This is a genomic window from Halomonas sp. Mc5H-6 (assembly GCF_024124705.1).
Lineage (GTDB): Bacteria > Pseudomonadota > Gammaproteobacteria > Pseudomonadales > Halomonadaceae > Vreelandella > Vreelandella subterranea.
In genome coordinates this window covers 112,518-126,586 of the sequence record NZ_JAMXSI010000006.1, presented here as the reverse complement: position 1 = coordinate 126,586, position 14,069 = coordinate 112,518, and the positions used below count along the sequence as shown (strand labels likewise).

General features: G+C 57.3%; 11 protein-coding genes. 7 read left to right on the top strand and 4 right to left on the bottom strand.

Annotated elements, in window-relative coordinates:
* Positions 1–32: 32 nt before the first annotated feature.
* Positions 33–1,322 carry a ribulose-bisphosphate carboxylase large subunit family protein gene (locus NH395_RS10570; protein WP_253024602.1) on the bottom strand — a complete coding sequence of 430 codons (1,290 nt, stop codon included), beginning with the start codon at positions 1,320–1,322 and terminating at the stop codon, positions 33–35.
* Positions 1,323–1,453: 131 nt separating this feature from the next.
* Between NH395_RS10570 and NH395_RS10565 the strand changes: the two genes are divergently transcribed.
* Together NH395_RS10565 and NH395_RS10560 are read left to right on the top strand one after the other, a co-directional pair.
* Positions 1,454–2,500, top strand: a complete 1,047-nt coding sequence (locus NH395_RS10565; protein ID WP_253024601.1) for a LacI family DNA-binding transcriptional regulator — start codon at positions 1,454–1,456, stop codon at positions 2,498–2,500.
* Between the two features lie 22 nt (positions 2,501–2,522).
* A complete protein-coding gene (locus NH395_RS10560; RefSeq protein ID WP_253024600.1) occupies positions 2,523–3,854 on the top strand; it encodes a four-carbon acid sugar kinase family protein in 1,332 nt (443 codons plus the stop codon).
* Positions 3,855–3,931: 77 nt separating this feature from the next.
* On the opposite strand, the gene NH395_RS10555 is transcribed toward NH395_RS10560, so the two are convergent.
* The 3 genes from NH395_RS10555 to NH395_RS10545 all read right to left on the bottom strand — a co-directional run bounded on the left by NH395_RS10555 (position 3,932) and on the right by NH395_RS10545 (position 9,113).
* Positions 3,932–6,382 (bottom strand): EAL domain-containing protein, encoded by a 2,451-nt coding sequence (locus NH395_RS10555; RefSeq protein ID WP_253024599.1) that lies wholly within the window; start codon positions 6,380–6,382, stop codon positions 3,932–3,934.
* A gap of 72 nt (positions 6,383–6,454) precedes the next feature.
* Positions 6,455–7,765 carry a sensor domain-containing diguanylate cyclase gene (locus NH395_RS10550; protein ID WP_253024598.1) on the bottom strand — a complete coding sequence of 437 codons (1,311 nt, stop codon included), beginning with the start codon at positions 7,763–7,765 and terminating at the stop codon, positions 6,455–6,457.
* 313 nt (positions 7,766–8,078) lie between these two features.
* Positions 8,079–9,113, bottom strand: a complete 1,035-nt coding sequence (locus NH395_RS10545; protein WP_253024596.1) for a LacI family DNA-binding transcriptional regulator — start codon at positions 9,111–9,113, stop codon at positions 8,079–8,081.
* Between the two features lie 165 nt (positions 9,114–9,278).
* On the opposite strand from NH395_RS10545, the gene ltnD reads away from it, so the two are divergent.
* Genes ltnD through denD form a run of 5 tightly spaced genes read left to right on the top strand, consistent with a single transcriptional unit; the run spans position 9,279 to position 14,010 of the window.
* On the top strand, positions 9,279–10,211 hold the full coding sequence (gene ltnD, locus NH395_RS10540; RefSeq protein WP_253024594.1) for an L-threonate dehydrogenase: 933 nt from the start codon (positions 9,279–9,281) through the stop codon (positions 10,209–10,211).
* 3 nt (positions 10,212–10,214) lie between these two features.
* Positions 10,215–11,510, top strand: a complete 1,296-nt coding sequence (otnK, locus tag NH395_RS10535) for a 3-oxo-tetronate kinase (RefSeq protein ID WP_253024592.1) — start codon at positions 10,215–10,217, stop codon at positions 11,508–11,510.
* The gene (gene otnC / locus NH395_RS10530) at positions 11,507–12,154 is read left to right on the top strand and encodes a 3-oxo-tetronate 4-phosphate decarboxylase (RefSeq protein WP_253024590.1); all 648 of its coding nucleotides are present in this window, start codon (positions 11,507–11,509) and stop codon (positions 12,152–12,154) included. Before otnK ends, otnC begins: the two co-directional genes overlap by 4 nt.
* A gap of 45 nt (positions 12,155–12,199) precedes the next feature.
* The gene (gene otnI / locus NH395_RS10525; RefSeq protein WP_253024588.1) at positions 12,200–12,997 is read left to right on the top strand and encodes a 2-oxo-tetronate isomerase; all 798 of its coding nucleotides are present in this window, start codon (positions 12,200–12,202) and stop codon (positions 12,995–12,997) included.
* Positions 12,998–13,047: 50 nt separating this feature from the next.
* Positions 13,048–14,010: a D-erythronate dehydrogenase gene (gene denD, locus NH395_RS10520; RefSeq protein ID WP_253024586.1), complete on the top strand. Its 963-nt coding sequence runs from the start codon at positions 13,048–13,050 to the stop codon at positions 14,008–14,010.
* Positions 14,011–14,069 lie beyond the last annotated feature (59 nt).

Here is a 14,069-nt window from a genome sequence, read left to right as displayed (position 1 = left end):
TATTGATGTTGTTGTGGCGTATCGGTGTTGCTTCATCCTGAAAACGGGCGGCTAAAGGCCCGCAACGCGACCGCAAGGTCGGGTTCCTGTTTAGCGTATTCCTCCAGCGGTATTCCGCGGGAGGTCGCGTCCCAGGCGGCACGAATGCCTCGGCAGCCAGAGGCAACGCCATCGGGGTGACCCATGATGCCGCCGCCGCAGGTGTAAATGAGATCCGTCGACTTGAGAGCCGCGAACGTAGCGGGTACTTGATGGATCGTTTGTGCCGACGAAAATACCGGCATTGCACGATCGTCGCGGCCAGGCGCTTCGAGCAATGGGGTCAGGCAGGCGCGGGCGGAGTCGATCACCGAAGCATCGGCCTCGGCAAACTTGCTGCCGAGGCCGTTGACATGCAGATGGTCGGCACCGGCCAGGCGCAGTAATGTCTGGTAGGCGCGATAATCGATGCCAAGCTGCGGATGGCGGTAGAACAGACCCCAGCCATTGCGGTGGCCATGAATCGGCAATTGGGCATGACGCCTTAGTGCTGTCAGCGACCCCATGCCGATCCAGTTGACGCTGGCCATGACACAGGTACCGCCATGGTCGCGGACCAGGTCATGGCGCTGGCGCATTTCATCGAGGTCGCCAGTGATGTTGAAGGCATACATGGGCTTGCGCCCGGTACGCTGAGCGTGGTCCTCGATCACTCGCATCACTGCAGAGACACGCTCGGCTAACGGCGAATAGGGGGGATCTGCAATCAGCTCGTCATCCTTGATAAAGTCGATGCCAGCTTCCACCAGTTGCTTGACCAGCGCGGCGGTTTCCTCGGGGGAGAGGCCTACACTGGGCTTGATGATGGTGCCCACCAGCGGGCCCCGGTCGACGCCCGCCAATTGCCGTGTACCGGAAACCGAAAACTGGGGGCCGGGCATTGCTTTGATGAACGTATCGGGCAGTGCGATATCCGTCAGCCGGAATCCGGAAAGCTCCCGTAGCTCAGTGAGGTTGCCAAGAATCGTCGCCATCAGGTTGGAAAGACTGGCCCCGATATTCTCGAGCGGCCATGACAAGGTGACATCCGCTTGCTGGTAGGTGTCACCGGATAAGCAGCCAGGCAGTGAAGGCGTATCACATGCCATCAGCGAGGAAACCGCTTCTACCCTGGCGGCATGGCGTTCGCGCAGGGCATCGGTTTCTCCTGCCAGCTTGAGGAAAGTACCGGAGGACTGCTCGCCAGCCATCGCCAGGGCCGCGCGCTCTGGATCAAGCGGCGTTTCGATGCGGTAGCTGGCGCTGATGCGCGGCATGTCAACGGATGATGGCTGGCTCGCCATTTGCTTACTCCTCACCAACTGGTTCGAATGGCTATCCAAAAAGCTAGCACTGGTGATTTGGTAGCGCTACCATTTTTTTCATCATAGGATAAACTTCCAGGAACGCAAACTGGGATAGATAGGAGAAGGGTATGTCAACCAACAAGACGGGCGGGCGAGAACGTCGCCGTCATCAGGGTGATAACCGAGTCACGCTCAAGGATGTTGCGCGGGAGGCAGGGGTCGCGCCGATCACGGTGTCGCGCGCCTTGAATACGCCCGAGAATGTCTCTGCCGGTTTGCGCGAGCGTATCGACAATGCCGTGTCGGCACTGGGCTATGTACCCAATCTGATCGCTGGCGGTCTGGCGTCGGCAGGCACCAAAGTGATCCCGGTGGTGGTGCCGTCACTGTCGATATTGACCTATATCGAGGTGATCCATGGCATCCAGCAGACCCTTGAACCTGCGGGTTATCAGGTGCTGTTGGGCTCCACCGATTTTGATCTGGAACGTGAGGCTTCCCTGGTCGATACGGTGCTCGGCTATTCGCCTTCAGGGATGATCATGACCGGTCTCCGTCATCGCGAGAGCGCTGAACGTAGGCTGAAGGCCTGGGGACGTCCTTTAGTCGAGATCATGGAGTTGGGTGAGACTTGCATCGATATGAACATTGGGGTTGAAAACACCGAGGCGGGAGCCTGCATGGCCAGGCACCTGGTCGAGAAGGGCTATCAACGCATCGCCTTTCTGGGAACTGGCATGGCGCACGATTATCGTGCCCGCCTGAGGTACGAAGGACATCGTCAGGCATTGAAAGCAGCTGGGATAGAAAGTGACGTACTGTTTCAGGATGACCAGCCTTCGTCGTATGAGGTAGGGCGACAACTGTTTCTCGAGGCGTTGGACGTACGTCCTGATCTTCAGGCATTGCATTTCGCCAACGATAACCTGGCGGCTGGGGCCATTCTGGAAGCCAATCGGATTGGCGTACGGGTGCCACAGGATATCGCCATCGGTGGGTACCTGGGGTTGTCGCTGGGTGAGCACCTGACGCCACGCCTGACAACCGTGACCGTGCCCCGATACGAGATGGGCGTAGAGGCCGCGAAAATGCTACTGGCGAAGCTGGAGGGCGGGTCGCCTGCCTCATCGAGAGTTGATATAGGCTACGAGCTTAAGGTGCGAGAAAGCACCTGAATCCAGGAAAGAGGGGCTAACAATGACAAGACCACTGGTTGCCTTTTATGGCGATGATTTCACCGGTTCGACGGAAAATTTGGCTCAGCTCTGCCGTCATGGATTTCGTGGACGACTGTTTTTCTCCACTGCTGCGCCCGAGACGATCTTCGACCTGGCAACGGAACTGGATGTGGTAGGGCTGGCGGGGACGGCTCGTGGGTTGACGCCGTCGGCAATTACCGCCGAGGTCGAGCCGGCCCTGGCGGTCATCGAGGCGATCGCCCCTAGGCTCATGCAGTTCAAGATATGTTCCACATTCGATTCATCACCGACGGTGGGCAGCATCGGGCATGTAATGGAACTGGCCCGCCGACGCTGGCCGGGCTGCGCTCTGCCTGTGATGCCCGCTACCCCTGACTTCGGGCGATACACCGCATTTTCCCACCTGTTCACCCGCTACCAGGGCGAGATATGTCGGTTGGATCAGCATCCAGGCATGGCGCATCACCCCTCGACCCCGATGAACGAGGCGGACTTGCGTCATCATCTGGCTTCGCAGACGACAATTGCGTCGGCGGCGGTCACACTGCTCGACTATCGTCAGGCGGGCGGCGGCTGGGAGGCATTGTGGTCGGCCGTTGAGGCGGAGCGCTTCGTGGTCCTTGATGCCACCGATCAGTCCGAACTGCAACACGCCGCCGAGCTGATTCTGCGCCTGGCCGAGCACCGCTCTACGCTTGCGGTTGCTGCCCAGGGGCTGGCGGATGCCGTGGGCCGTTCCTTGACCCGCGACACGGTGGAGCGCCATCCGTTGCCGACCATCTATCAAGGCGTGTCGCGGTTGCTGGTGCTATCCGGCAGTTGTTCCCCCCAGACCCGCATGCAGTTGGCGCATTTCGAGTCGCAGGGCGGTTGCGTTCTGCCACTGCAGCCCGAAGAGGCGATGCGCGATGCGCCAGGCGTGGCCCGGCGGCTGGCCAGCCAAGTGATGGCCATGTTCCGCGAGGGTCATGATGTCGCTGTGGCGACCACGCGCAGCGACACGGATGTCATTGCTGACCTTTCAACCGAGCGACTGGCGACGGCTGTTGGCGAGGTTTTCGCCCGACTGACCCGCGAGCTGCGAGAGGCAGGCGACCTTCAACGTGTTGTTTTTGCGGGTGGTGATACCTCGAGCCATGCCATGCGGCAACTCGGGGCAGATGCCCTGGAACTGGTGGCCTTCGATGAGGCTCAGGGCGGCCATCTGTGCCGGCTGGTAGCCACCGACTCGCCGGTCGACGGGCTGGAGGTCGTACTCAAGGGCGGCCAGATCGGCGGGGAGGAGTTGCTGGTGCGGGTCAAGCGCGGGACGGCTCATCCTGCTACTTGAGGATGGCTTTTATACCCCAGCAATCAGCATTTGCGTTTACTCATGATATGAAAAGCATGGGTGAACGCGTCGAGAATCTAGCCGAGCGGTATTTGCTCCATCAGTAATTGGCGCCAGCGCGGCTCGGGTACCGGGCGGCTGTAGTGATAGCCCTGGCCTTTGCTGCATCCAAGCTGCCGGACTATCGCTATCTGACTTGTTGACTCCAGTCCTTCGGCGACGACATCAGCGCCAATCGCTTCAGCGATGACGATCACTGCCTTGACGATGGCCTGGCGGTAAGGGTTGTCGTCTAGTTGACTGATAAAGCTTTTGTCGATTTTTATTTCGTCGAAGAAGTAGTCCTTTAAATGCCCAAGCGACGAATAGCCTGTGCCGAAGTCATCCAGCGACAGGCGAACGCCCATTGCGGTCAAGGCTTCCAGGTCATGCTGCAATGTTTGGCAGTGTTGCTCGAAGACACTCTCCGTAATTTCCAGCATCACCAATTCCGGCGCGATGTTGTAGTCGGATAGCGCCTTTTGAACGGTATCGGGCATAGAGCCGAGCTGGAATTGGATCAGCGACAGATTGATGGATACTGGGGTGACGGGGATGCCAGCGTCATGCCAGCGCCTGATATCGCGGCAGGCCTGACGTATCACCCAATCGCCAATTGGGCCAATCAGCTGGCTTTGTTCTGCCAGGGGGATGAACTGATCCGGCGGAATAAAGCCAATCTCGGGATGCTGCCAGCGTAGCAATGCTTCTGTTGAGACAATGCGACCGCTCGCTAGGTCGACCTGGGGTTGGTAGTAAAGTGTCAGTTGGTCGGCTGCAATGGCGTGGCGCAGTTTCATGGTGATGTCCACGTTCTTGCGGGTTTGCTCTTCGAGGGTTTTGGTGTATTGGGTCCAGGTCAAGGTCGGGTTATGCTGACTGATATGCATGGCCAGCGTGGCGTCGTTCATCAGCTTTCTGGCATCGTCGGCAGTGGTCCGTATACGTGTATAGCCGAACGACGCCTCGACGTGAAAGGCGAATCCCCTGATTTCAAACGGCACATCAAAGACGGCTGCCATGCTTTCGCGCAATTGGCGCCGGGTTCGCTGATGCTCTTGAGTCGCCAGAACCGTGAATTCACCACCGCCAGTACGTGCGATCAAACCATTTTCACCAATCTCTGCCGTCAAGCGCTGGGCGACCTCCTGCAGTACCTCGTCCCCGACGTCGTGCCCCTGGGTATTATTGATTTCTCTAAGCGCCTTGATGTCGATCACCAGTAATGGGCTGGCGGGGTGTAGCGTTTTCTGTCTTAGCTGTACGTCCAGGCGCCTGGCAAAGCCTTCCAGAGATAGAAGGCCGGTCAGTCGATCTTTATAAGCAGCATTTTCAACGTCTTTTTCAGCGCGCTTTAGCTGGGTGATTTCCTGGGAGGTGCCAATCCACTCGACGAGCTGGTGATCCTCATCCAGTACCGGCGAGATGCGATCCATGAACCACCGAGGCGAGGGGCTTTGAGCCGGTAACTGGTAGACCACCTCAAACGAGGTCTTGTTTCTAAGGGCCTCGCTCCAGCCGTTGCGAAAGGCTTCCACGGCTTCCGGCGCTATCGCACTGCGAATCGTCGCCATGTCGAGGGAGCCGCTAGATGACAGACCGGCTATTTCCAACCATTGCTCGGGAGCTTCTATAAGCTCACCCTCGGCATCCATCAGCCAGATATAGCCAGCCTGGGTTTGAATCAGGCTTCTGAAGCGCCGCTTTTGTTGGGCCAGTGCATTTAGGGCCGAGTGTTCTTTAGTGACGTCAACCTGAATGCCAATAATGTATGAAATGCTGCCATCGTCCGCCCGGATGGTGCGGAGTTTGACTTGATTTTCAAACAGTTCGCCATTGCGGCGAACGTTGGTCACGGTGGCGGTACAGTCGGTCCCTCGCGCTAGAGCGTTGCGCATAATCTGGATGCCAGGTTGGTCGCGATGCTCTCCCTGGAGGAAGCGGCAGTTTCGGCCTAATATCTCGGCTCTGGGGTATCCTGTCATGCGCTCGTAAGCGGCGTTGGCATAGATGATCGGTGTGTCGAAAAGGTTGGGATCGGCAATCGTCACGCCACATTCGACTTCCGCAAAAGCCGCCGATAAAAGAGGTGTCTGCCGAAGGAACATGAGCTCGTTGGCGGTTTCCGTGGTCAGGGCATGCACGAGTGGGACGGCCCGTTCGATATCCTCTGCATGTTTACCGGCAAACACAACCACCGTCGATTGTGTGTCCTGATGGGGAGTGCTCAGTGCTTCAACCGCGATGAAAGCCGCGCCGTTCAGCGAGGCGTCAGGCGGTGGTATTTCCGACCGAGGAATGCCGTCAGCCAGCGTCGCCTGGACACTGTCGAGGTTCATAAGCAGCTGTGCAGCGTCGGGGTCACCGATGCGATGGCTTGGCGTATTTTCGTCTTTAACTATGACCGCCGCACAAACGGCATCGCAGACCGTCTCTAGTGCCTCTAGTAGATCAGTAAAGAGATCATTGTAGTCTGGCGGGTGTAACATTTTTAAAGCACCTTAAGGGGAGTGGCGTTACCGTGCGGTTGCTGGAAACTGGGGCTCTAGCATATGCCTGGGCTATCCGAAGGATGTCGGCAGGCCTTGATTTTCTGCAGTAGTCTGCTCAGCAAGAACCCTGTTTCGGCCACCCTCTTTGGCTTCATAGAGCAGTCTGTCAGAGCGCCTGAGCAAGTCTTCGACGGAGGTGATCGTTTCTGTCATTTCCAGAACACCGCCACTGACGGAGACCGCAAAAGGTGAGTTGTCTTCTGCTAAATACTCACTTTGATTGATCGCCAGACGCAGGTTTTCTGCCACTTGTCTGGCTTCTTCCCCAAGGGTGTTGGGTAACAAGACCAAAAACTCCTCACCGCCCATACGACCGACGATGTCGGTCGCTCGTAAACGCTGCTTCATCAGCTCGCTGATTTTGGTCAGCACCCGGTCACCCACCAAATGGCCATATGAGTCATTGATTTGCTTGAAATGGTCGATATCCAGGCTGATCAGCGAAAAAGGTGTCTGGTATCGCTGATAAAGTGCCATGGCGTCGTTAAGCGATTGAGTCAGATAGCGCCGGTTAAACAGTCCCGTCAGTTCGTCGGTAATGGACAGGTGGGCCAGTGTATTTTCCAGATGTTTTTGGTCATCGATATTGGTCAGCATACCATGCCAAATGAGTTTGCCGAGCGGGTCTTGAATAGGGCACGCGACTGCTCGGAACCAACGTTCTGTTCCATTGACGAACATACGGAATTGACAGGCACCCTCTGATAAGGACGTGTAACAACCTCTGACGGCGGCTTGGACGGCTGCGGAATCAAGCGGATGAATGGCATCGAAAAATAAGCAAGGGTCTTTTTCAATGGCTTTACAATCAAGGCCAAAGTAGCTGTAAGAACGTTCGCTAACGTAAGTGAAGCGCAAAGCCACCGGAGAAACCATCTCGAAGGAGAAGAGTATGCCTGGTACGGAGGCGGCCAGGTGGGCAAGATGCTGTCGGGATTCCTGCTCGATGGAAACATCGATGTGTGTGCCCATCATCCAGTCGGTGGGCGTGCCATCCGGTTCCCTGACCAGCATGCCGCGGTCTTGAATCCAGCACCAGCTTCCGTCTTTGCGACGTACCCGGCATAGACACTCATAGAAGGGAATTTGGTTGTTCAAATGCTGGTCGATCAGCGCATAGGAGTGCTTCAAGTCGTCGGGATGGCAGGCACGGTTCCAGGTTTCGATGGAAAGTGGCTGAATTTCTTCCAATGTGTATCCAAGCATGGTGGCCCAGCGTTCATTGAAAATCACCTCCCCGGTTTTGACATTCCATTCCCAGGTGCCAGCTCTTGTGCCATCGATAATCGCCTGCAAACGCAATTCGGAGGAAAGATTCATGGTGAACCTCTCTGCCAAAAAAACACTGATAGCATCATTTACTGACGGGCACCCGTTTAACTTGAATTAATATCGAATGGCTTCATCAATCGTGCCTGTTTCGCGTTATTCAGCAAACCATCAGGTTACCGATAAGAAGCCCATTGCATCACGTCTAACCGACTTGCTGAGAAATGATGGCGCAGCTTGGCTGAAAATCCTAGCCGCATAAAGCCAGTCCTGACCACTTGACAAACTTACCATAATACGTTGCGGAGAACTTTCCTGTGTTGTCAGGTTTTTGCGTGGAGGAGTGTGGGAGTTAATGGCTGTGCTATGTACTCCCACCCAGTTGGAGCTTGAAACCGACATCATGCTGGCGGCGGACAACATTTTTACCGCTTAGCCGACGGATCAGCTCTTTGGCGGCTAGACGGCCCATTTCTTCCCGGGGAGACAGTATCGTGGTCAGTTGGGGCGTGACGTGCTGTCCAAGCGGCAGGCCATTGAATCCTGCGATAGCGATGTCATTGGGGACATTCAGCCCACGGCGTTGAGCAGCAAGCAACGCGCCAGCCGCCAGATCGTCGTTGGCGAAATGAATGGCTTGAGTCTTGGGGTGTTCCGCAAACACCTGATCCAGGCTCTCGGAGCCTGCCTTTAGGCTGCCCAGGGTGTCGAGTTCGATGATTGGAGCGTCAATGCCATGGGCTTGCAACACTGCCTTATGCCCTTCATAACGCATGCTTGCCCGGTAATCCTGCGCGAGCCGTGCCCCCACATAAACAATATCCCGATAGCCTTTATCAACCAGGTGGCTGGCCATACAGCGGCCTGCAGCGACGTGATCAAGACCAACGTTCAGATCCATGCCTTTGCCAAGTTCCATCACTTCCATGATGGGATGCTCCCAGTTTGCCAAAAGTTTGTGGCAGGCCTTGTTATGGCGAAGTCCGGCGGTGACCAGTGCCGAGCAGGACCAGCCTAGGAAGGTGCGCACTAACTGATACTCGCGATCCAGATCGTAGTCGGTATTACCCAGCAGTATCTGATAGCCCTCGGCTTCCAGCGTTTCCTGCAAACCCTTGATGACTTCAACAAACACGCTATTGATCAATGACGGCACGATGACGGCAATCAGCTTTGAACGAGAAGAGGCCAGGCTCCCGGCAACCAGGTTAGGCACGTAGCCCAAGCGTTCCACGGCCGCTAAAACGTTGCGTCGGGTTGTGTCGCTAACCTTGGCTGGGTTGTTGAGTGCTCTCGATGCCGTAATGGGCGACACGCCAGCCGATTTGGCGACTTGGCTGAGCGTGACCTGATCGGAGTGGCGTCGATGTTTAGGGGTATGTGAGAGATCTTTAGACATTGGTTGTATGGGCCTGATGTTTAGCTTGTCAATGTAAAAATAATAATCTAAAAAGAATGATAGCGCTATCATGACAGCGCTATCATAGCCTTGAAATAACGGACAATCTAAAAAATTAGCGCCGTGTTGATGGCAACCAACGCAACAAAATTGAGGTGGCAGCCAGTGAGTCAAGACAATCAACAATCACTTCAAGTAGGTGTTATTGGCCTGGGTGCTATGGGGATGGGAACCGCTTCCACCCTGCATCAGCAGGGCTTTGACGTGACCGGGTGTGATATTTCTGCCGAGGCGCGTGATGCCTTTGCGGCAGCCGGGGGAAAAAGCGTGGCAACCCCTGCTGAACTTGCTCACTGCCATATCGTGTTGGTGGTCGTCGTTAACGGGGCCCAGGCTGAACAGGTGCTGTTCGGTGAACAGGGGGTGGTAAGCCATCTGGCGCCGGGTAGCCTGATCATCCAGTGTGCGACGGTGGCGCCCAGCCATGCAACACAGCTGGGTGAACGTTTGTCCGCCGCGGGGGTGATGTTCCTCGACGCGCCGATCAGCGGTGGTGCGGCTAAAGCCAAAAACGGCGAACTATCGGTGATGGCGTCCGGCGCTGAGGACGCTTTTACCTACGGCCAGCCAGTGCTCGACGCCATGGCCGCCAAGGTCTATCGCCTTGGCGATGCCCCTGGGGTGGGTTCCAGCATGAAGCTGGTCAATCAACTCTTGGCCGGCGTGCATATTGCCACCGCCGCTGAAGCCATGGCGCTGGGGATTCGCATGGGACTCGACCCTGACGTCATTTACGAGGTGATTACCCACTCGGCAGGCAATTCCTGGATGTTCGAAAACCGGGTGCCACATATTCTGAATGGTGACTACACGCCGCTTTCGGCCGTGGATATCTTTGTTAAAGATCTCAATATCGTCCACCAAACCGGGCGCGAACTATCGCTATCGACGCCGGTAGCGGCCAGTGCGCTGCAGCAGTTTACCGCCGCCAGCGGTGCCGGTTTTGGTCGCGACGATGATTCGTCGGTGATTAAAGTTTATCAGCGCCTATCAGGTATCGAGTTGCCCGAAGCCGCCAACGACCACCAGGGAGCCTGAACCATGGGGATGGGATCTCGCATCGTACTGGGCGCCATTGCCGATGACTTCACTGGGGCGACCGATCTTGCCAATAACCTGGTGCGGGGTGGCATGCGCTGCCTGCAGGTCATCGGTGTGCCCCGGGAAGATATTGACCTGACGCATATCGATGCGGTGGTGGTGGCGCTGAAGTCTCGCTCATGTCCGGTGGATGAGGCCGTGGCCGATTCCATCGCGGCGCTGGACTGGCTCCGTCGGCAGGGTGCCCGTCAAGTGTTCTTCAAGTACTGCTCCACGTTTGATTCCACCGACCAGGGCAATATCGGCCCGGTCGCTGATGCGTTGCTAGACGCTTTAGGGGCTTCTCAAACCGTGATGGTGCCCGCCTTCCCGGTCAATGGCCGTACGGTTTATCAGGGCCATCTGTTTGTGGGCGACCGTTTGCTCAATGACAGCGGCATGCAGGACCATCCTTTGAACCCCATGCGGGATGCGGACTTGGTGCGGGTGCTCTCCCGGCAAACACCGCACAAAGTGGGGTTGGCCAACCATGCGTTACTCGCCCAGGGCGCTGACGCAACGCGTCGGCATTTATCGGCACTCGCCGACAAGGAGGTACGTCACGTCATTTGCGATTCCCTGGATGAAAAGGATCTGGACGTCCTCGCTGAAGCGACTGTTTTGATGCTCTTGGTCACTGGCGGCTCTGGTCTGGGGCAGGCGCTGCCTGCCCAGTACCGGGCCCATGGCTGGCTGGATACCATCAATGAGCCAGGGCGTTTATCTCCCGCCACGGGAAGTGCGTTGGTGCTTTCCGGCAGTTGTTCCCGTGCGACGCTTGCCCAGGTGGAGGATTTTCTGGCCAAACACCCGGATGGTGGCTTTGCGCTTGATCCGTTGGCGTTGGCTGAAGGAGGGCAGCAGGAAAAGGCGTTGGCCTTTGCTCGTCAGCGGCTGTCTCAGGAGGCCCCCCTACTGATCTACGCCTCGGCGGTGCCTGAAAAGGTGAATGCAGCGCAGCAAGCGCTAGGCGTGGCGCGTGCTGGCGCCCTGGTAGAAGAGGCGCTCAGCCAATTGGCGGTCACACTGGTCAAGGAGGGTGTTGGCCGGTTGCTGGTGGCCGGGGGCGAAACCTCAGGTGCCGTGGTGTCGGCGTTGGGGATTACGGCCTTGCATATTGGTGAGCAGATCGACCCCGGCGTGCCCTGGACCCAGGCCCCGCTACCCGGTCGCGAAGCACCGCTTTCCATGGCGCTGAAGTCCGGGAACTTCGGCGGCGTCGATTTCTTTACAAAAGCGTTCGAGGTGCTGGCATGAGCATTCACGACCAGAACAGCCTGCGGGAGCAGATCAGCATCCTGGGCAAGTCGTTGTTTGATCGCGGCCTGACGATGGGATCCAGCGGCAACATCAGCGTCCGCCTGGATGATGGCGGCTGGCTGATGACACCCACGAACGCCTGCTTGGGTCGACTGGATCCAGCGCGCATTTCCCATCTGGATAAGAAAGGCCAGTTGCTGGGTGGCGATAAGCCCACCAAAGAGCAGTTCCTCCACATGGCGATGTATGCCGAGCGGCCGCAATCAGGCGCGATTGTGCATCTGCACTCTACCCACTCGGTCGCCGTTTCGTGCCTGCCTGAAATAGACCAATGCGACTGTATTCCACCGCTTACGGCTTATTACGTGATGCGGGTCGGTAAGCTGCCTCTCGTCCCCTATCACATGCCGGGGGACCCCAAGCTCGGCGACGCGGTTCGTGGCCTGGCGGGTAAGCACAGCGCGGTGCTTCTGGCCAACCATGGGCCGGTGGTGGCGGGGAAAAACCTTGATGCTGCTGTGTATGCCACCGAAGAGCTGGAAGAGACGGCCAAGCTCTACCTGCTGTTACGCGGCCAGAACCCCCGGGGGCTAACGCCGGAACAGGTGGCTGAGCTTGAAGCCAAGTTTCCGCGAGATTAATAACGATCTTGCGGGTAATAAACATTAAATAACAAGAGTTCCACCATGATTCGATTGGCTGCCAACCTCAGCATGCTGTTTAACGAGCACGGATTTCTAGATCGCTTCGCCGCCGCCGCGAATGCGGGCTTCAAAGGCGTGGAGTACTTGTTTCCCTACGCGTTTTCTCCTGAAGCGTTGCGCCAAGCATTGCAAGAATGCCAGCTGGAGCAGGTGTTATTCAATCTGCCGCCAGGCGATTGGGAGGCCGGAGAGCGTGGGCTGGCCAGTCTGCCCGGCCGCGAGTCGGAGTTTCGTTACTCGGTGGTTGAGGCATTACGTTACGCGGAAGCCCTCAACTGCCCACGCGTCCATGCCATGGCCGGTTTGCTTCCGGCGGACGCTGATGACGCCACCCAGGCTGAGCATCATGTCACCTATGTTCGCAACCTTCGCTTTGCGGCGGGGGAGGCGGCCAAAGTGGGGCGAGAGATTCTCATCGAGCCGATCAACACCCGCGATATGCCAGGCTTCTTTCTATCCCGCCAGGCCCAGGCCATGGCCGTCATAAAAGAGGTAGGTGCGGAAAATTTAAAGCTCCAGTTTGATCTTTATCACTGCCAGATCATGGATGGCGACTTGATCCACCACCTTGAACGCCAGTTCAGTGCCATCGGCCATATTCAAGTCGCCGGCGTGCCCGAGCGCCACGAGCCGGATGGGGGTGAAGTCCATTATCCCGCTATTTTTGACCGCTTGAGGGCATTGGGCTATCGCGGCTGGATTGGTTGCGAATATCGACCACGCGCCGAAACGCACGCGGGTTTGGGCTGGGGCGAACCGTGGGGGCTGACGAGCCACTGAGCGGGTTTAACGTACATGAACAAAAATAGCCGTCTATCAGGAGCATAAAGATGCATATCGCCATTACCGGTGCAGCCGGTTTTCTCGGCCAGCGTTTAGTAAAGCAACTGCTTAAGCGTGGTGAGCTTCGCCAGCACCCCATTACACGATTAACGCTGATTGATCAGGTGGAAGCGCCGCAGCCCGAAGCCGGCAATATCGCGGTGACATCCATGGCGATGGATATTACCCAGCCGGGCGCGTTGGATAGCGTTTTTGAGCAACGCCCGGAGGTTATCTACCACCTGGCAGCCGTTGTGAGTTCGGCGGCCGAAGCGGATTTTGACCTGGGGCTAAGGGTCAATTTCGATGCGACCCGTGCGCTGTTGGAAGCCTGTCGCAAGCGGGAATTGAGTGACACCCGCCTGATCATGGCCAGTTCGGTGGCGGCCTATGGCGGAGACCTGCCCGAGGTGCTGGATGATATGACGGCACTTCACCCGCAAAACTCTTACGGCGCTCAGAAAGCCATGTCGGAGCTGTTGGTCAACGATTACAGCCGCCGAGGTTTGGTTGACGGTCTTGTGCTGCGTTTGCCCACGATTGTCATTCGACCTGGGCGGCCGAATGCGGCTGCGTCCAGCTTTGCTTCCAGTATTTTACGCGAACCGCTGAATGGCGAAGAAGCGATCTGCCCTGTGCCGGTGGAACTGCCCATGTTCGTGATGTCGCCGGGTAAGGTCGTCGATGCGCTCGTCCACGGCGCAGAGGTGCCGGGTGAGGCGCTAGGTGCTTTTCGGGCGTTCATGTTGCCAGGCATCACCATCACGGTGGCCGAGATGCTGGAGGCGCTGCGTGACGCAGCGGGAGAGAAAGCCTTTTCATTAGTACGCCATGAGCCTGACCCGCGCATCGAATCCATTGTCGCGAGCTGGCCTGCGCGCTTTAACACGGCAAAAGCCACACGACTTGGCTTTGAGGGCGATGAAAACTTCAAACAGATTATTGATGCGTTCGTGACAGAACGCGCTTGAGTTCCTACGCGGCTGACCGCCGTAGGTAATTGCCTGGGCCAAGTTCGCACATCTGGCGA